This window comes from Salipiger abyssi, assembly GCF_017311415.1.
Taxonomy (GTDB): domain Bacteria; phylum Pseudomonadota; class Alphaproteobacteria; order Rhodobacterales; family Rhodobacteraceae; genus Salipiger; species Salipiger abyssi_A.
The window spans coordinates 37,854-54,313 of record NZ_JAEKIS010000024.1 but is presented as its reverse complement, the minus strand read 5'-3'; the positions used below and the strand labels follow the sequence as shown (position 1 = coordinate 54,313).

The window sequence follows — 16,460 nt, the reverse complement described above, 5'->3', positions numbered from 1 at the left end:
CGCTGGCCCGACGCGGCTGCGCTGTGTGGTGGCTACACCGCATCGGGCCAGCTTACGTCGTGCATGAGGGGGTCATTTTTGGACGCCGATAGGGGGTCATTTTTCGGTGCCGATTGACACGGGTGGGTCCCCTCTAGCGAAACAGCTAGCGTCGCCGGTCGCAACATCGGCGGGATGGTCTATGTTGGCACGCCTCCCTTGCTGAACTCTTACGGGTATCGCGACAAATGCCGAGCCTATATCGATCCATCCCTGCCGGTCGCGCGCTCGGGCAGGGACAAGGCTGGCGATGGCATGCCGTATTGGCCCGGATACTCGGATATCTCACCCCAGTGTCGAGCAACCTACTTGGAGTGGTTGGCAACTGGGCGAAGCGACGCCTCCTATAACCCCGGCTACATGTTCCTGTACTTCTACGGGCTGGAGCGTCGCTTCTTCGTCGATCAGTCGAACGAAGATGCAAAGGAGATCGTCCAGGAAGTTCGGCGGCTGCAGTCACTCTACCCTGATAACCATTCCGTCAGGCGGTATTTGGGCGAGTTCCTCGATATCGCAATGATTGCCGAAACCGACCTTGACGCTATCGAGCCGATTTTCGAGAAGCAGGGCTGGGAACTTCCGTTCTCACTCAAATACGCAATCGGAGCCCAGATCGACAAAGGCGAGAACCTGACGGCTGACTGGTTGCTGAGTTGGTTCATCTGCCATCCGGAAACAAATCTGAGAACTCCCGCGACGCGGTGCCGTGACGAGTTCGCCGCTCTTTTCCGTATGCGGTTTGATCGGCGTTTTCCTGATGGGCTCAAAGTGACAAAACCCCGGAAATCACTCACGGCATCCTATCGCGCCGCCTCCAGCGAGTTTCAGGGATCTGCCAACCCAACCGTTGATGGCAAGCCGGTCCCGGATATTTCCGGCCTGCGCAAACCGGTCGAGATTGCCCAGGAGTTGGCTGACGAGGTGATGAACGATCTCGACAAGCTCAGTCGCTTCTTGGGCCGAAATCCTGATGGTCGCGGAAGCGTTGAAGCGCATGCCTTGCTGCCTTCTGAACTGTGGGATGCCTTCCCATCAGAGGAAATGGACCACTTGAAATCTTGGGCAAGCGATATTGTCGATCGGGGGGGATTGGTGCCGCTTGAGGAGGTGATCGGGCGTCTGGAGGGAGAAACGAACGAGAAGATCGGGAAACGGCAAATGACTGGAGCCGCCGACGCGCTCGCGCGCCTCGGTTTCGGTCTGGCACCCGACCCTCGGTTTGCTCTCCGGTCGCCCAAGGCGGAGGAGCCCGTTGTGCTTTTTAGTCTGGGTGAACCCATCGAAAGACTGGAGGAAGTTTCCGACAGCTATCGAAGCGCCTTGATCGAATTGGCACTTGGGTCGTTCGTCGTCCATGCGGATGGTCGCATCGCGGAGCCTGAACGCAGGGCGTTGGAAGATCAGGTTTCTGCCGCGACCCTCAGCGATCAGGAACGCCGCAGGCTGCGTGCAAACCTTGAATGGTTCCTAGGTCGTGTTGACAAAAGGGATTCCCCTCGGGCGTAGGGCATGATTCAAGCTGGCATCTGCGATGGAGACCAGCTTGGCACGAAACCTTATATCGGACGAGGAATGGGCGTTCTTTGAGCGCTTCATCCTCGCCGCCCGCGCCCCGAACGGACGCAAAGCCACCAACCACCGCCTCGTCCTTGATGGGATTTTCTGGATTGCCCGAACCGGGGCGCCATGGCGGGACCTACCTGGCGAGTTCGGCAAATGGTCAAGCGTTTACCGACAGTTCCGGCGCTGGACACTGGCGGGCCTCTGGGAGGACATAATGGATGCTCTGAACCAGAGCGGAGCCGTGCCAAGCGCCCTGCAAATGATCGACAGCACCGTGATCCGCGCCCACCATCAGGCAGCGGGCGCTAAAGGGGGACTCCACGACAGGGTTTCGGCCGTTCTCGAGGTGGCTTTACGACCAAGATCCACCTCCTCGTCAATGCACACGGGCTTCCCATGAGGACAGAGATCACGCCAGGCCAGACGTCGGACTATCTCGGCTTCAATCTGGTGATGGCGGATAATCTGCCCCGCCCGAGCGTGCTGCTCGCGGATCGCGGCTACGATGCAGACAAGATCAGAGGAGGCATGGAGGCGCGCAACGTCCTGCCCGTGATACCGATGCGCAAGTCCCGCAAGAAGCGGATTGGTGTCGATCGCTCGCTGTATCGCCTGCGGAATCTGGTCGAACGCTGCTTCAACAAGCTCAAGAACGCCAGGCGTGTCGCGACCCGCTACGACAAGACGGCGGAAAGCTTCCTCGGCTTCATTGACATCACGTCGATCCGTCTCTGGATCCGCCATTTGTCAACATGACCTAGTTTTTTTGTTTATGGTTTCGAACAGATGCTGTCTTCTGCGAAGGCATCTGATTGAAAGCTACTCTACCTTTCACTTGCCCAGGCGATTGCCGCCTTCATTTCCGCCGGGTCGAACTAACGGAGTTCTGCCGTGGTCAGCACGTCGGCGAACCTGGTTCCCCACTCCAACAAAGCCCCTTCGCCCACCACAGCGACGCGGCGGAAGTCATTCCTATGGGCTGTGTCGATTTTCAGATCTTCGAGCAGAGCGGACGGCCCATCGTAGCCTTCGAACCTCGTGAGATCGAGAACCAGGCCGGGCTTACTTGTCTCTTGCAGGCGCTCATGAAGCAGGGCGTGCATCCGTTTCAGGTCGCTTTCGCTGAGCTTGCCCTCGCAGGCGAGGCCAATCGTGTCGTCATGAGCTGTCAGTGTCTCGGTGAACATGGTTTTCCTCCTCTTTTTCCGGTTTGCCGTGACCGTAAAGGTCAGCGTTTTCGTGTGCGCGGTCTTCGTGCTCAAATTCCAGACTCGAATGACCGATGCTGAAATCGTCCTTCAGCCGGTCCTTGATCGCGGCCTTGATCTTTTCGATTTGACCCCAGCCGTCCGCTGTCAGCACGACGTGGCAGTCCAGAGCCGCCTCGTGCTCCTGCATCTGCCACAGATGCACGTGATGAACGTCCGCGACACCATCCACACCCCGCATCGCCTGAACGACGGTTTCATTATCGATGTCCGGTGGACTGCCGAGCATCAGCGTCCGAATCGGACCGCCGATCTCGGTAAATGCGAGGTAGAGGATGTAGAGAGCGATGCCGATGGTGATCGCCGGGTCGACCCACCGCATGTTGTAGAGGAGGATGAGCGAGCCGCCGATGATGACCGCCACGGAGGCCAAAGCGTCCGATAGGTTGTGCAGGAAGAGCGCACGGATGTTCACGCTGCCTTTCTGCATCGAATAGGTGAGCAGCGCCGTCAACGTGTCGACGACCAGTGCCACACCGCCCAGGATCACCACCGTCCAGCCCTGTACCTCTGGTGGGTCGATCATGCGCATGCCACCCTCGTAGATCAGGTAGAAGCCGATCAGGATAAGTGTCGTGTAGTTGATGAGCGCTGCGACGATTTCTACCCGCCCATAGCCGAAGGTCATGCGCTTGTCCGCCGGGCGGCGAGCGATCTTACGCGCGAAGAAGGCGATCACCAGCGACGCCATGTCCGAGAAATTGTGGAGGGCATCCGCGATCAGCGCGAGGCTGCCGGAAAGGATCCCGCCGACGATCTGCGCGACCGTCAGGAGGCCGTTGGCCCAGATGGCGATGGAGACGCGACGATCACCGGATTGAGGATCGATGTGGGCGTGGCCGTGATCATGCGGCACGGTTCGTCTCCTCATGGCGGTGGTTCGGCCGATCGAATCCGGGGACCGGCGGCAAGATTCCGCGGCGGATGCGGCGAACCCTGGCATTCATCCAGTGACGGATGACGTGGCGATAGAGCAAGTCGCGCACAAATCCGAAGTTCTGGCGGTGATTGACCCATCCGTCGCCCAAGTCCACCTCTACCCAGGAGTGGAGGATTTCGGACGGCGCGAGGGGATAGACGAGTTCCGGAACGACGCCTCTCTGAAGCGCCTTGTGGATTGTGAACCCGTGCAGTCGGCAGCGAACTCCCACGCCACGCAGCAGGGCCATGAGGAGCGTGCCCTTGGTGTTGCACTGCCCGTGGCCATCTGCGAGGACCTCGGACGCCGGAATGTCGTCGGCGCGGTTGTAGCCGAAGGTAATCTCGTTCCTGACGAAATCGTAGATGGCCCCAATTCGGTCGTCGCTGGGAAGGTCTGCCCAGCCGCGCTCCTCGATCAGTTTTGCAATTGAGGTCGCGTCAAAATCCAGCAGCCGGGTTTTGGCCAAATGAGGGTCGGCGGGGTTCACGGGATACCTCCTCGAATCGTTCACGAGAATATGTAGTTGCTACAGTCACTGTAGCTTCAAGCCCCGATTTCAGGCCGAGTCCTTGGTTACCTGATCGTCATTGTGCACCGCCTTGTGGTGTTCACCATGCGCGTCTCTCAGGATTCCGACGCCACCCCAGGCCGCGATGCCGGCGACAATCACGCCCACGACAAGGTCCGGCCAATTCGTTCCGAGCCAGGCTACGAGCCCGCCTGCGACGACGATTCCGAGATTGGCCGCGAAGTCGTTCCAGCTGAACGTATTCGCCGCTCGGATGTTTACGTCTGGATCGCGAAGCCGTGCCAGCAGCCAGACGCAAAGTGCGTTGATGGCCGCCGCTACCAGCGCCATGACAATCATGATCGTGCCAAGAGGATCCGATCCGCCGACGTAGCGGCGCCACGCGTCATACAGGATTCCAAGGGCGAAGAGGATCAGCAGGCCGCCCGAAACGTTCGCCGCTCCGCGCTTCCACTTGGCGGAGCGGGACAGCGCGAAGAGGCTGATCGCGTAGACGAAACTGTCCGACAGATTGTCGAGGCCATTGGCGATAAGCGCGCTTGACTCGCCGAATGCGCCCGAGGCGAAGAAAGCGACTGCCAGCCCGATGTTGAGACCCAGCACGATCCAGAGTGTGCGTCTTTCCGTTGCGTTTCTCTGCTCCGCCATGCCGGGTATCCAAATTAGTGAATTGCCAATGAGTAACTAACACCGGGCTTTTTGCGTTCCGATCAAAGGTCGTCGAAATTGCTCAGGCGCCGATCTCTTCATGGTCGGTCAGGCATTCGGAATGGTCGCGCAGTACCTCGAGCACACGGCAATCAGAAGTCTGTCCGCCGCTGCACTCATGCACCATCCGCTTCAATTCCGTCCGCAGCGCCTCGAGCCGCGCCAATCGTTGCTCGACCTGTTTGAGTTGCCGACGGGCTATTGCATCCGCCTCAGCGCAGGACTTTCCCGGATGATCGCTGAGATCGAGGAGCTCACGGATCGCGTCCAACGAGAACCCCAGTTGCCGTGCGTGCCGGACGAATGACAAGCGGTCGAGTTCGGCGTCGCCATAGCGTCGTTGGCCCCCCTCGGTCCTGCCGGGCTCAGGCATAAGTCCGATCTGCTCGTAATACCGGATGGTCTGCACCTTTGTTCCGGTCTTCTTCGCCAGCGTCCCAATCGTCAGCATTTCCGCTCCCCACATTACCTACAGTGGGTGTAGCTTTATGCGGTGCGCATCACAAGCTTCACCCGAGTTTCACAGATCGGTGATTGTTGGCCGATCGATGACAATCACGCTTGAACCTACAGTAGCTAGAGGATGTAAACGCACACAAAATATAGAATCAGGTTCGGGCGGAGCGGCGTGAGGCTTTCAGGTCTTCAGAAGGTATTGTGGGTGTTGGCGGGCGCGGCGGCGTTCGTTTTCATCTGGCTGTTGCTATGGTCCGACTACCGTGCCGATCTTGCCCGCACCGAGAGTGAACCACCGTTTCTTGCTGATTTCGAACTGACCGATCATCGCGGCATGGTCCAAACGGACGAAGATTTCGCAGGGCGCTGGATGCTGGTCTTCTTTGGCTTCACCAATTGCCCCGACGTCTGTCCGACAACACTGTCCGAAGTCGCGGCCGTGATGGAGGGCCTGGGCGATGAGGCAGCAATGGTTCAGCCGATTTTCATAACGATTGATCCGGAGCGGGATACGCCGACTGCACTTGCCGAGTATGTGCCCCTGTTCGACGCAGGGATCATCGGGCTGACCGGTACACCGGAGCAGATCGCCGCGACATCCGAAACCTTTCCGATATTCTTTGAGCGGATCGAGCAGGCGACTGCGCCGGGCGGATACACGATGGGTCACACGTCGCATCTTTTCCTTTTCGACACGCAAGCAGGCTTCGCGGACTCCTGGCCCTACGGCACGCCCGCCGAAGAGATCCTCGCCGATCTGAGACAGAGGATCTGATCGTCATGACCCGACTTTCCGGAGAGACGGCCCTTGGCCTGGCCTGGATCATCGCGCTCACCGCGTCGCTTGCCGTGCTCTTCATCGGCGAGGTTCTGGGGCAGACACCTTGCGTGCTCTGCTGGTTCCAGCGTGCCTTCATGTTCCCCTTGGCCATCATCCTCGGGCTTGGGCTGTGGTGGCAGGATCGGCGCGTGGGTCGCTACGGGATCGCGCTGGCTTTGGGCGGTGCCGCCGTCGCGCTTTGGCACTTGGGCCTCTATGTCGGCGTTATCCCCGAGCGTATCCAGCCCTGCACGGCGACCGGCCCATCCTGTACCGACGACAATCAACTGGTCTTCGGCATTCCGATTCCTTTGATGGCGCTCGTCGCCTTCGCGATGATCGGTCTGCTGTCGGCTCTCTCACTGAAGGAAACACAAAAATGAAACGACGCGGCCTCATCCTGTCCGTTCTCGCGCTCGGGGTCGCCGGTTTCGGCGGTGCCGCCTGGTATGCCACCCGCCCCGACCCGATTGCCGCGTCCGATCCCATCGACCCTGAAATGGCCGACGCGCTGATCCGACCCTATTCCCCGATCCTCGGGCCCGAGGATGCGCCCGTAACCATCGTTGAATTCTTCGACCCGGCCTGCGAGGCATGCCGCGCTTTCTATCCGGTCGTCGAGGATATCATGGCGGAGCACGGAGACGCGGTGCGCGTTGTAATCCGCTATACGCCTTTTCACGGCGAGGCGTCGGTAGAAGCGATCCGTGTGCTCGAGGCGGCGCGCATGCAGGACGTGTTTGAACCTGTGCTCGAGGCAGTCTTGCGAGAGCAGCCCAGATGGGCGTCTCACGGGACCCCGGCACCCGGATTGATCCTTGAGATTGCAGCAAGCGGAGGTCTGGATGTCGAAGCTGCCCGGACACAGATGCTGGCCCCCGGTGTTGTGGCGGTGCTCAACCAGGACCGCGCCGATGTCGAGACAGTCGGGGTCCGCCAAACGCCCACGTTCTTCGTGAACGGCAAGCCTCTCGATCCGTTCGGTGAGGCCGAATTGCAGAGGCTGGTGGCAGTGGAAGTTGCGGCAAGCCAAAGCTGATTTGCGGAGGCAGGAGAAACGAGTGGTGAAGAAGTTGAGATATACCAATGCATTGGCCGTGCTTTTGACGGTTGCAGGGCTGTCGGCCCCCGCACTGGCCGGTTCGGAGGATGTCGTGGTCGAGAATGCGTGGTCCCGCGCCTCGATCGGCGTCAACAGGCCAGGTGCCGCCTATATGACCGTGCGCAACACGGGTGAAGACGCCGTTACGCTGACCGGACTTGCGACACCGCTGGCAATGATGCCCGAGATCCATGAGTCGAAAACCAACTCCGATGGCGTCAGTTCCATGGCGCCTGCAGGCGAGATCACGATTGAGCCCGGCCAAAGCGTGGCATTGGAGCCGGGCGGGTTGCACGCCATGCTCATGAAGCTGCAAGAGCCGATGACCGAAGGCGAGAATTTCCCGCTGACACTGACCTTCTCGGATGGCGGCAAGGTGACGGTCGAGGTCCCAATCCTCGGAATCGCCGCGCGTGGACCGGAGGGCTGATGCAACGTCGGCAGCTCCTTCTATACGGCGCAGCCGGTGCCGGCGTTCTTGGCCTGACGCTCTTCGTGGGCTGGTGGCGGGTGGACGGGCCCGGTGCGCCTGAACCAAAAGGGCAGCGGCCCCTGCCCCTATCGGCGATGGAGTTCCGGCTGACCGACCACGAGGAAAATGAGGTAGGGCCTGGCAACCTGATCGGTCGTCCCACAATGGTGTTTTTCGGGTTCACCTACTGCCCGGACGTCTGCCCGACGACCCTATCGGATATTTCCGGCTGGCTTGAGGAACTGGGCGACGAAGCATCAGAGATGAACGTGGTCTTCATCACGGTCGACCCGGAGCGGGACACGGTCGAGGCCATGGCCGAATATGTCGGCTATTTTCATCCGGTCATTCGTGGCTGGACGGGGCCGGAAGACCAAATTGCCCGCGCTGCAGAAGGGTTTCGTGCCTCATTTGAGCGCGTCCCGACTGAGGGCGGCGGCTATACGATGAACCATACGGCAAGCGTATTCCTGTTCGATGCCGAGGGTGAGCTCGTCACCATGATCGACTATCACGAGCAAAGAGAATTCGCGGTGCCGAAGATCCAGCGCGCACTGACAGAAGACGTAGAGGGGGCAACATGAAGATAAGAACTGTCTTGGCGGCCGTTGCGGTCGCAGGCGCATTTTCGGTGACCGCCATCGCCATCTCTGGCGTTCTGTCCAAAGAACCGGTGCCCCCTGCGATTGCTGAAGCGACCCTCTGGACTCCCAATCCGCTTGCGCCGCCTCGGATTACCGAAACCAATTCGGTCCGCCCTACACTCTCCCAGGCGGATATCGCATTCGAGTTCAGACCCCGGCCGCTCCTGACCGTTTCCCCCGCTGATACCTCCTTGCCATCTATCGAGCCCCCGCTGGTCACCTGGTCGCGGGAGATTGCGTCCGGCGAGACGCTTGATGCGGTCCTTTCCGATGCGGGGCTGGATGCTTCGGATCGCGCCGAAATCGCCTTGGCGATTGGCACGGAATACGATCTGCGCCGTCTGCGTCCGGGTCACATCATTACGGTGGTTTCCACAACGGACGACAACCCGCGTCGTGTAGAGCTCGCCGTCGAAGACGGTGTCCGGATAGAGGCGGTCTTCGGCGAACAGCTTGCCGCCCGCGTGTTGGACCCGGATCCCGAATTGGTGACTTTCGCCGGCGAGGCGGTGATCGAGAGCTCGATTTTCGCCGCCCTGAACACGGCAGACATCCCCGCCCGTTTTGCGGTGGACCTGGCGCAGATGCTGGGCGGCACCGTGGATTTCCGTCGTGATCTTGCGGGTGGCGAGACGATGCGCCTCCTTTGGCGCGAGGCCCGAGACGGGAACAAGAGGATTGGTCAGCCCGAGCTTGCCTTTGCCGCACTGGATATCGATGGCTCGGTCTATGAAATCGTCTGGCCGAACGACGGCAGCGGCCAAGCGACGATCTATGTCGACGGAGAAGTCCTGCGCGTGTTTGCGCAACCGGTCGAAGGTGCACGGCTGAGTTCTGTGTTCGGGCGCCGCACCCATCCGGTCTACGGCAATGTACGGATGCACACAGGAGTCGACTTCGCGGCGGCGCGCGGCACGCCGGTACAGGCGACGGCGCCGGGCCGCGTTAGCTTCATCGGCCGACGCGGTGGGTATGGCCGGGTCGTCGAGATCGCTCATGGCTCCGACACCCTGACGCGCTATGCGCATCTGAGCGCCGTACCGGACGGGCTCACACAAGGGCAACGCGTGATGGCCGGAGATATGATCGGGCGGGTCGGTGCGACGGGTACCGCGACAGGCCCCAACCTACATTACGAAGTGCTGGTGGACGGTCGCCCAACCGACCCTCTCTCTGACGACCGATTGGCAGAGGCGGCCGAGCGTGAAGCGGACGACACGGCCGCGCTTGAGCGACTGCGTGAGGCGCGTTCACTTCTTGCTGAGAGGCTCGCCAGCGAATTTGCACAGACGACAACCGAAAGGCTTTGATCCATGAAACGATTTACTCCCGCCCTTGCCATCGCATTTGCCTTGCTTCCTGCGGCGCAGGCCGTCGCAGAGGCGATTCAGATCGACGTCCGGAAGACAAACGGCTGCGGCTGTTGCCTGTCCTGGATGAAGCACCTCGAGGAGAATGGCTTCGCGCCGATGGGCGAGGACATGTTCGGAGGATCTCTTGTGCGCTTCAAACTCGACAATGGCGTGCCGCAGCGCATGGTCTCCTGCCATACGGCTTTGGTCGACGGCTATGTGATCGAGGGCCACGTGCCGGCGGCTGACATCCAACGCCTGCTGGAGGACCGGCCAGACGCGGTAGGCCTGGCGGTGCCGGGAATGCCCTACGGGTCGCCCGGCATGGGACCGGAGGACGACCGGGAGGCTTACGATGTCTTCCTGATCCACGAAGACGGATCGACCGAGGTCTACACCAGCTACTCGGCTCCTGACTGAACTCGCGGCAGAACCTTAACAATTGGAACCCCTCTCCCCCATAGCGCTTGGCTTTCTTGGAAGCCTGGCCGCCGGATCGCTGACCGCGGTCGGGGCGGTCCCCGTTCTTTTTGGGCGCATCCCGTCCCGGGCCACGCGCGATCTGCTGCTTGGCTTCGCGGCGGGTGTCATGCTCGCGGCTTCGTTCTTCTCGCTGATCATCCCGGCTCTCGACGCAGCTGAAGGACAGTTCGACAACGGTGCTCTCCCGGCGGCCATCGTATGTGTTGCGATCCTGCTTGGCATGGGCGCGATCGCTCTGATGAACGAACGGCTACCGCATGAACATTTCAAGACGGGGCGGGAAGGTCCCGACGCCGCATCGCTGCGGCGCGTCTGGCTTTTCATCATCGCGATCACTATCCACAATTTTCCCGAAGGGCTTGCCGTCGGCGTCGGGTTCGGGGCTGACGGTTTGTCGGGCGGGTTGCCACTTGCGATCGGTATTGGATTACAGAATGCCCCCGAAGGTCTGGCGGTGGCGGTTTCGTTGCTCGGCGAGGGCTATTCCAGGCTTCGCGCCTGGGGCATCGCCGCTCTGACCGGTCTCGTCGAGCCCGTCGGTGGACTTCTCGGCGCAGGGATTATCAGTCTTTCGCAACCGCTGCTGCCCTGGGGTCTCGCCTTCGCAGCAGGTGCGATGCTCTACGTCATCAGCCACGAGATCATTCCGGAAACCCACCGATCCGGCCATCAGAACAGGGCGACGCTCGGCCTCGCCGTTGGTCTTGTGATCATGTTGTTCCTCGACGTCTGGCTGGGATAAGCTGATGAGAACTTGCCTCTTCGTCGGTCTGCTTGCTGCGCTGATCGCCTTTCTTGTCGATCAGGCAACGAAGGCAATCGTTGTGTCCAATGCGACTGTTCTTAGTTCCGGCGTATCGGTCTTTCCCGGCTTCAATCTCATCTACCTGCGCAATGACGGAGTGACCTTCGGGCTTCTCGGCGGCGCGCCGTGGTGGAGCCTTGTCTTACTGGCGCTTGGCATCTGCGTCTGGCTGGCGTTCATGCTGGTCCGTACCAGCAGCCGGGTCGAGGCCATTGCCTATGGTGCGATCATCGGCGGTGCACTCGGCAATATTCTGGACCGCCTGCGCTATCGTGCGGTGACGGATTTCCTCGATTTCTACATCGGGACGGCGCACTGGCCTGCCTTCAACATGGCCGATGTTTTTGTGGTTGGCGGCGTGATGCTGCTGCTCATTGCGCCGTGGGTTGGCGCTCGACTTCAGACCGATTCATGAAGCCGGGATTGCCGCAGTTCGTTAGTGAGGACCTGAACCTGTTCCAGCGCATGGGTCTTGCCCTTGCTGCCGGCGGATTGACGGTTTTGACTCTTCCGCCGTTTTCTTGGCTCATCGCGGTCCCTGTCGCCTTCTCCGTGCTCTTTATCGTTCTCCGGAACATCTCAACCTCGCGCGCTTTCCTTGTCGGTTGGGCTTTCGGACTGGGCCAATTCGGGATTGGAATTTCCTGGATCGCCGAGAGCTTTTACGTCGATGCCGAACGTTTCGGCGCACTGGCGATTCCGGCGGTCGCGGGTCTGTCCGCCGGACTTGCCATCTTCCCGGGCATGGCGGCGATGCTTTTTGCCGCCATCATGCAGCGCCGAGCTGTCGGCGGCATTGCGGCGGGCCTGCTGTTTGCAACCTGCTGGGTGGCCACGGAATGGCTGCGGGGTCATGTCCTGACAGGGTTTCCCTGGAACCTTGCCGCTTATGCCCTTGTCGACTATGCCGCCCTGCGCCAACCCGCCGCCTGGGTCGGAAGCTACGGTTTGGGCTTTCTCACGGTCTTCATCGGCATATTGCCAGGTGTGTTGACTGTGGCGGCGCCAAAGAGACGCGCGCCTGTTCTCGTGCTCTTCGCCGTTGCTGTGGCGGGTTTCTGGGTTGGCGGTGCGCTTCGGTCAGGGCAGGACATGCCGCCGACAGACGTTGCTTTGCGCATCGTCCAAGGCAATGTGCCACAAGTCGAGAAGTGGGTACCGGGCAGCCGCCAGCGAACCTTGGAAAAATACCTGGGCTTGTCCGCGCAACCCGGACGTTTCGATTTGCTGCTTTGGCCGGAAACGGCCTTCCCCGGCTTTCTGGACGAAGATGCTGCGGCACGCGCGCGGATATCTGCAGCTTTGCCAGACGGCAGGATCCTACTGACAGGTGCGCCTGACCGAGTGGAGGGCGATGGGGGAACCAGATATTTCAACACGGTTCAGGCCTATGACGGCAGCGGCGAGGTTCTGACGGGGTATGCAAAACATCATCTTGTTCCGTTCGGGGAATATGTGCCCCTGAAAGGCTGGCTGCCCATCGAGCGGCTGACCGAAGGGTTGGGCGATTTCACGCCGGGACCAGGGCCGCGCACGCTGGCGATCCCTGGCGCGCCTCTGGTCGCGGTGGCGATCTGTTACGAGATCATCTTTCCGGGCCACGTGGTCGATGACCTTTTCCGCCCCGACTGGATATTCAACGCCACAAATGATGCCTGGTTCGGAACCAGCATCGGACCCGAGCAGCACCTCGCCTCCGCGCGGATGCGCGCGGTCGAGGAGGGACTTCCCGTGGTCCGGGCGGCCAACACTGGGATATCCGCGATCATCGACGCCAATGGAAATGTCGTCGCGCGTCTTGATACCGGGGAAACAGGCACCATTGATGCCGGCCTGCCGGGCGCGCGTACTCCAACGCCCTATGCGCGGTTCGGCGACTGGACCTTGTTGGTTCTTGTTTTTGGGTGCTGGGTCTTCGGCTGGCTGGCCAGTTTGCTCGGACGAGATCCCGATGCGCGGCATTTTGGAACGGAGGTATCCTGATGCTTGTGATCGTGAGCGCTATCGGAGGCGCGATCTGGGGTGGCTATCTGGCACGACGGAGGAGGGGGAATCACCTGGATATCCTCCAATATGCGGTAGCGTCTGCGATCGCCTTCGGACTTGTCGCCCTGTTTGCAACCATCGTGCTGTCGCGGGTTCTCGGCTAGCGAGCTTCGAAATTGCGCAAACGTGTCAGCGGCTTGAAGACCTGATAGCTCGAGGTCCCGATAGAGAATCGCGCGAATGTGCATCTAGGCGAGCTCATTTCTGATTGAGCCGTCGCTCGAACGCCTCCAATGTCGTCCCGCTGACGTGATGCTCGATCCCTTCCGCATCGCGTTCCGCGGTCTCTTCGTCGATTCCCAGGCTCAGAAGAAAGGCGACGACGACCCTGTGGCGGCGTCGACAGATCTCCGCGAGGTCCTGCCCGGCATCGGTGAGGAATATCGCGCGGTATGGCTCCCGCCGGACCAGACCAGCAGCCTTGAGCCGCGAGATGTTCTTGGTCACGGTCGGCGGCTTCACGCCAAGCCGCTCGGCGATCTCGACCGGTCTGGCCTCCCCGCGCGTCTCGATCAGTTCCGCGATCAGTTCGACGTAATCCTCCGCCATCTCGCTTTCATGTGCCTGACGCACGGTCGCAAAGCCATCGGCCTGCGCCTCGGGAGCCCGGTCGACCGCTTCGAATGGCTCACGCCCTTGTGATTGTAGCTTTGTCATACTCGGGACTTTGCAGCGAAACAGCGGGATTGACAACTTGTTTGCTTCGGGTAGATAAGTTAGCCATGTCTAACTTTTTACTTTGGAGGCCGTGGTGATGCGAAATATTATGAGAGTGCTGCTCGCCACACTCGCAAGTGCGCTCCTCCTGTCCGGACCTGTCGCCGCGACGCCGGCCAAGGAGGCGCCTTGGCTTCCCGAGGCAGCGGCCTACCGTCTGACGCTCTTTCTTGGAAATCTCGAGCCTCTGCCCTGGGACGACATCGAGACCGCCTGGACGGAACCCTACCGGGGTTCGGAATTCTCTGTCGGGGCGCTGGCGTGGCTGGACCGCAAAAGCGATATCGAGCTACCGAAACCGCCGGATCAATGACCGTGCGCCAGTGCTCCTTTCGCCATCTGCTCGCCCACCGGTTCTCCGCCTGAAGGCCCGGCCTCAACCTGATGGCCGTTCAGGAGCCGAAGTGCGTTGGCGACCACCAGCAGAGACACGCCTACATCCGCAGCAATGGCGCCCCACATTGAGGCCATACCGAACGCGGTCAGCCCGACGAACAGCGCCTTGGTCGCCAGCGATATGCCGATATTCTGGTGGATGATCGTCATGGCACGGCGCGAATGGCCGATAAGCCAGGGTACCTTGCCGATGTCGTCGGTCATCAGCGCGATGTCGGCCGTCTCGATCGCGGCATCCGATCCGACAGCGCCCATGGCGATGGCATAATGCGCCCGCGCCATGGCCGGTGCGTCATTCACACCGTCGCCGATCATCGCCACCATGTCGTGGCTTTCGACGAGTTCCTCAATGGCCGTCACCTTGTCTTCTGGCAAAAGTTCGGCGCGCACCTCGTCGATGCCGACTTCGGCTGCCACCGCGCGCGCGGTGCGTTCGTTGTCGCCCGTCAACATCACAATGGTCTTCACACCCTGCGCATGCAGACGCGCAACGATCCCCTTTGCATCTGGGCGGATGCGGTCGCGAAGCTCCAGTACGCCGGTCACGCCGGTCTCGTCACCCACGGCAACGAGGGTGCTCCCTGCCCCTTCGATCCGATCCCGCAGATCCGCCGGAATGGCATTGCCGAACCCCTTCTCTTCGGCGAAGCGATCCGAGCCGAGCCAGATAGCGCGCCCGTCGGCGCGTCCTTCCAGACCGCGCCCGGGCACGGTACGGGTGTCCTCTGCGGCAGACACGGAAACACCATCGGCTTCGGCGCGCGAGAGGATGGCGCGTGCCAGCGGGTGTGAAGACCGCGCCTCCAGGCTTGCTGCCAGCGCCATGAGATCGCGTGCGGAAACGCCGACCAGTGGGTGAACCGCCGCCACCTCAGGCTCGCCCATGGTGATCGTCCCGGTCTTGTCCATCGCCAGTGCCGTGGTCCGCCCCGGCGCCTCGACATAGGCGCCGCCCTTGATGAGCACCCCCGCCCGTGCCGACGCGGTCAGCGCTGCCACGATGGAGACCGGCGTAGAAATGACCAGCGCGCAAGGACATGCGATGACCAGAAGGACCAGAGCATTGTAGAACCAGTAGTCCCAGGCGCCGCCGAGCAGCAGTGGCGGCACCAGCGCGATGGCGATCGCCAAAGCCATCACGATGGGTGTGTAGATGCGCGCGAACTTGGCCACCCACTGTTCGACCGGCGCGCGGCGGGCATGGGCATCGCCCACCATGCGAATGATTTTCGCGAGCACCGTGTCCGAGGCGGCCTTCGTCGCCCGCACCGTCAGTGTGCCCTCGCCGTTGATCGTGCCGGCATAGACCTCGTCGCCTGGTTCCTTGGGCACTAGCGCGCTTTCCCCAGTAATTGGGGCCTGATCGACGGCCCCTGCCCCGTCCACGACCTCACCGTCGAGGGGGATCCGGTCGCCGCCGCGCACGATAAACCTTGCATTGACTGCCACGGCCGCGGCCGGAACGTCGGATTCAGATCCGTCGTCGTAAAGAACCCGCGCCGTTGGCGGCGCCAGATCGAGGAGCGCGGAAACCGCATTACGCGCCCGCCCCACGCTCCAGCTCTCAAGATAAAGCGAAAGCGAGAAGAAGAAGGCGACCGTCGCGGCCTCAAAAAACTCGCCGAGGCCGATGGCGCCCGCGACGGCCACCACCATGAGCAGGTTCATGTCGGGGCTAAGCCTCCGCGCCGAAGACCAGGCCTTGGGCGCGACAAGCCAGACGCCAAAAAGAATCGCGACGGCGAAGATCCCTGCTTCCACCATAGGCATAGGCACCTCGCCATGGCCCGCAAAGAGCCCGAGCGCGCCGCCCATGCCGGTCTCGACAATGTGAAAAAGGAATCCCGCCGCCCAGAAGCCGCCGCTCAACGAGGTAAAGCGCTTCTGACGTGCCAGATGCGCCGCCTGGTCCTCTGCTGCGTTGTCGGCATCCCATGGCTTGGCGCTCATGCCGGTCGTTGCGACCAACTGCGTGACTTCGTCGTCTGGTATCCTCTCGGCGCTATCGAGGATGGTCATTCGCCCGTTGATCACGTCGAATGCCAGGTGTTCGGTTCCGCCCACTTTCGGCCCGACAACCCGGTTCAGGATCGCCACCTCTTCGGCGCAATCGAGCCCGGAGACCTGAAAGCTCCTTC

20 protein-coding genes and 1 pseudogene are annotated in these 16,460 nt (G+C 61.3%); 14 read left to right on the top strand and 7 right to left on the bottom strand.

From position 1 onward, the window contains the following. Positions 1 to 144: 144 nt before the first annotated feature. A pseudogene (locus I6N89_RS22220) lies at positions 145 to 1,545 on the top strand (TerB N-terminal domain-containing protein); the annotation flags it as partial. A gap of 25 nt (positions 1,546 to 1,570) precedes the next feature. Beyond that, positions 1,571 to 2,358, top strand: a protein-coding gene (locus I6N89_RS22215; RefSeq protein WP_156114499.1) for an IS5 family transposase whose coding sequence is annotated in 2 segments (ribosomal slippage) — positions 1,571 to 1,910 and positions 1,910 to 2,358 — 789 coding nt in all. Because the reading frame shifts where the segments join, the coding sequence is not laid out codon by codon here. A gap of 119 nt (positions 2,359 to 2,477) precedes the next feature. Here the strand turns inward: I6N89_RS22215 and I6N89_RS22210 are convergent. The 5 genes from I6N89_RS22210 to I6N89_RS22190 all read right to left on the bottom strand — a co-directional run bounded on the left by I6N89_RS22210 (position 2,478) and on the right by I6N89_RS22190 (position 5,480). Next, positions 2,478 to 2,789 (bottom strand): STAS/SEC14 domain-containing protein, encoded by a 312-nt coding sequence (locus I6N89_RS22210; protein ID WP_007803481.1) that lies wholly within the window; start codon positions 2,787 to 2,789, stop codon positions 2,478 to 2,480. After that, positions 2,761 to 3,726, bottom strand: a complete 966-nt coding sequence (locus I6N89_RS22205; RefSeq protein ID WP_007803480.1) for a cation diffusion facilitator family transporter — start codon at positions 3,724 to 3,726, stop codon at positions 2,761 to 2,763. Before I6N89_RS22205 ends, I6N89_RS22210 begins: the two co-directional genes overlap by 29 nt. Next, positions 3,716 to 4,279 (bottom strand): transglutaminase-like domain-containing protein, encoded by a 564-nt coding sequence (locus I6N89_RS22200; protein ID WP_007803479.1) that lies wholly within the window; start codon positions 4,277 to 4,279, stop codon positions 3,716 to 3,718. The genes I6N89_RS22205 and I6N89_RS22200 overlap by 11 nt, the downstream gene beginning before the upstream one ends. Before the next feature lie 69 nt (positions 4,280 to 4,348). Then, positions 4,349 to 4,969 carry a cation transporter gene (locus I6N89_RS22195; RefSeq protein WP_008327361.1) on the bottom strand — a complete coding sequence of 207 codons (621 nt, stop codon included), beginning with the start codon at positions 4,967 to 4,969 and terminating at the stop codon, positions 4,349 to 4,351. An 82-nt stretch (positions 4,970 to 5,051) separates the two neighbouring features. Next, positions 5,052 to 5,480, bottom strand: coding sequence for a MerR family transcriptional regulator (locus I6N89_RS22190; protein WP_007803476.1), 429 nt, complete (start codon positions 5,478 to 5,480; stop codon positions 5,052 to 5,054). Positions 5,481 to 5,693: 213 nt separating this feature from the next. Here I6N89_RS22190 and I6N89_RS22185 point away from each other — a divergent pair, with 213 nt between their 5' ends. From I6N89_RS22185 to I6N89_RS22135, 11 genes are read left to right on the top strand one after another with little or no spacing between them, the layout of a single operon-like run. Then, positions 5,694 to 6,260, top strand: a complete 567-nt coding sequence (locus I6N89_RS22185; protein WP_007803475.1) for an SCO family protein — start codon at positions 5,694 to 5,696, stop codon at positions 6,258 to 6,260. 5 nt (positions 6,261 to 6,265) lie between these two features. Continuing rightward, positions 6,266 to 6,688, top strand: a complete 423-nt coding sequence (locus I6N89_RS22180) for a disulfide bond formation protein B (RefSeq protein WP_007803474.1) — start codon at positions 6,266 to 6,268, stop codon at positions 6,686 to 6,688. Further along, positions 6,685 to 7,344 carry a DsbA family protein gene (locus tag I6N89_RS22175; RefSeq protein WP_007803472.1) on the top strand — a complete coding sequence of 220 codons (660 nt, stop codon included), beginning with the start codon at positions 6,685 to 6,687 and terminating at the stop codon, positions 7,342 to 7,344. The genes I6N89_RS22180 and I6N89_RS22175 overlap by 4 nt, the downstream gene beginning before the upstream one ends. Positions 7,345 to 7,366: 22 nt before the next feature. After that, entirely contained in the window at positions 7,367 to 7,837 is a 471-nt protein-coding gene (locus I6N89_RS22170; RefSeq protein WP_008327335.1) for a copper chaperone PCu(A)C, read from the top strand. Beyond that, entirely contained in the window at positions 7,837 to 8,463 is a 627-nt protein-coding gene (locus I6N89_RS22165; RefSeq protein WP_007803468.1) for an SCO family protein, read from the top strand. Before I6N89_RS22170 ends, I6N89_RS22165 begins: the two co-directional genes overlap by 1 nt. Beyond that, positions 8,460 to 9,833 (top strand): M23 family metallopeptidase, encoded by a 1,374-nt coding sequence (locus I6N89_RS22160; RefSeq protein WP_207020553.1) that lies wholly within the window; start codon positions 8,460 to 8,462, stop codon positions 9,831 to 9,833. Before I6N89_RS22165 ends, I6N89_RS22160 begins: the two co-directional genes overlap by 4 nt. A gap of 3 nt (positions 9,834 to 9,836) precedes the next feature. Continuing rightward, a complete protein-coding gene (locus I6N89_RS22155) occupies positions 9,837 to 10,295 on the top strand; it encodes a DUF411 domain-containing protein (protein WP_007803465.1) in 459 nt (152 codons plus the stop codon). A gap of 22 nt (positions 10,296 to 10,317) precedes the next feature. After that, complete coding sequence (locus I6N89_RS22150) at positions 10,318 to 11,100, top strand: ZIP family metal transporter (RefSeq protein WP_007803463.1); 783 nt, start codon at positions 10,318 to 10,320, stop codon at positions 11,098 to 11,100. 4 nt (positions 11,101 to 11,104) lie between these two features. After that, positions 11,105 to 11,578, top strand: a complete 474-nt coding sequence (gene lspA, locus I6N89_RS22145) for a signal peptidase II (RefSeq protein ID WP_007803461.1) — start codon at positions 11,105 to 11,107, stop codon at positions 11,576 to 11,578. After that, positions 11,575 to 13,146, top strand: a complete 1,572-nt coding sequence (lnt, locus tag I6N89_RS22140) for an apolipoprotein N-acyltransferase (RefSeq protein WP_007803458.1) — start codon at positions 11,575 to 11,577, stop codon at positions 13,144 to 13,146. Before lspA ends, lnt begins: the two co-directional genes overlap by 4 nt. Continuing rightward, positions 13,146 to 13,313: a hypothetical protein gene (locus tag I6N89_RS22135; protein ID WP_007803456.1), complete on the top strand. Its 168-nt coding sequence runs from the start codon at positions 13,146 to 13,148 to the stop codon at positions 13,311 to 13,313. The genes lnt and I6N89_RS22135 overlap by 1 nt, the downstream gene beginning before the upstream one ends. A gap of 94 nt (positions 13,314 to 13,407) precedes the next feature. Here I6N89_RS22135 and mntR read toward each other — a convergent pair whose 3' ends face one another. Then, complete coding sequence (mntR, locus tag I6N89_RS22130) at positions 13,408 to 13,866, bottom strand: manganese-binding transcriptional regulator MntR (protein WP_008327326.1); 459 nt, start codon at positions 13,864 to 13,866, stop codon at positions 13,408 to 13,410. 109 nt (positions 13,867 to 13,975) lie between these two features. Between mntR and I6N89_RS22125 the strand changes: the two genes are divergently transcribed. Beyond that, positions 13,976 to 14,239, top strand: coding sequence for a hypothetical protein (locus I6N89_RS22125; protein WP_224888552.1), 264 nt, complete (start codon positions 13,976 to 13,978; stop codon positions 14,237 to 14,239). Here the strand turns inward: I6N89_RS22125 and I6N89_RS22120 are convergent. Then, complete coding sequence (locus tag I6N89_RS22120) at positions 14,233 to 16,419, bottom strand: heavy metal translocating P-type ATPase (RefSeq protein ID WP_007803450.1); 2,187 nt, start codon at positions 16,417 to 16,419, stop codon at positions 14,233 to 14,235. The genes I6N89_RS22125 and I6N89_RS22120 overlap by 7 nt on opposite strands. Positions 16,420 to 16,460: the final 41 nt, after the last annotated feature.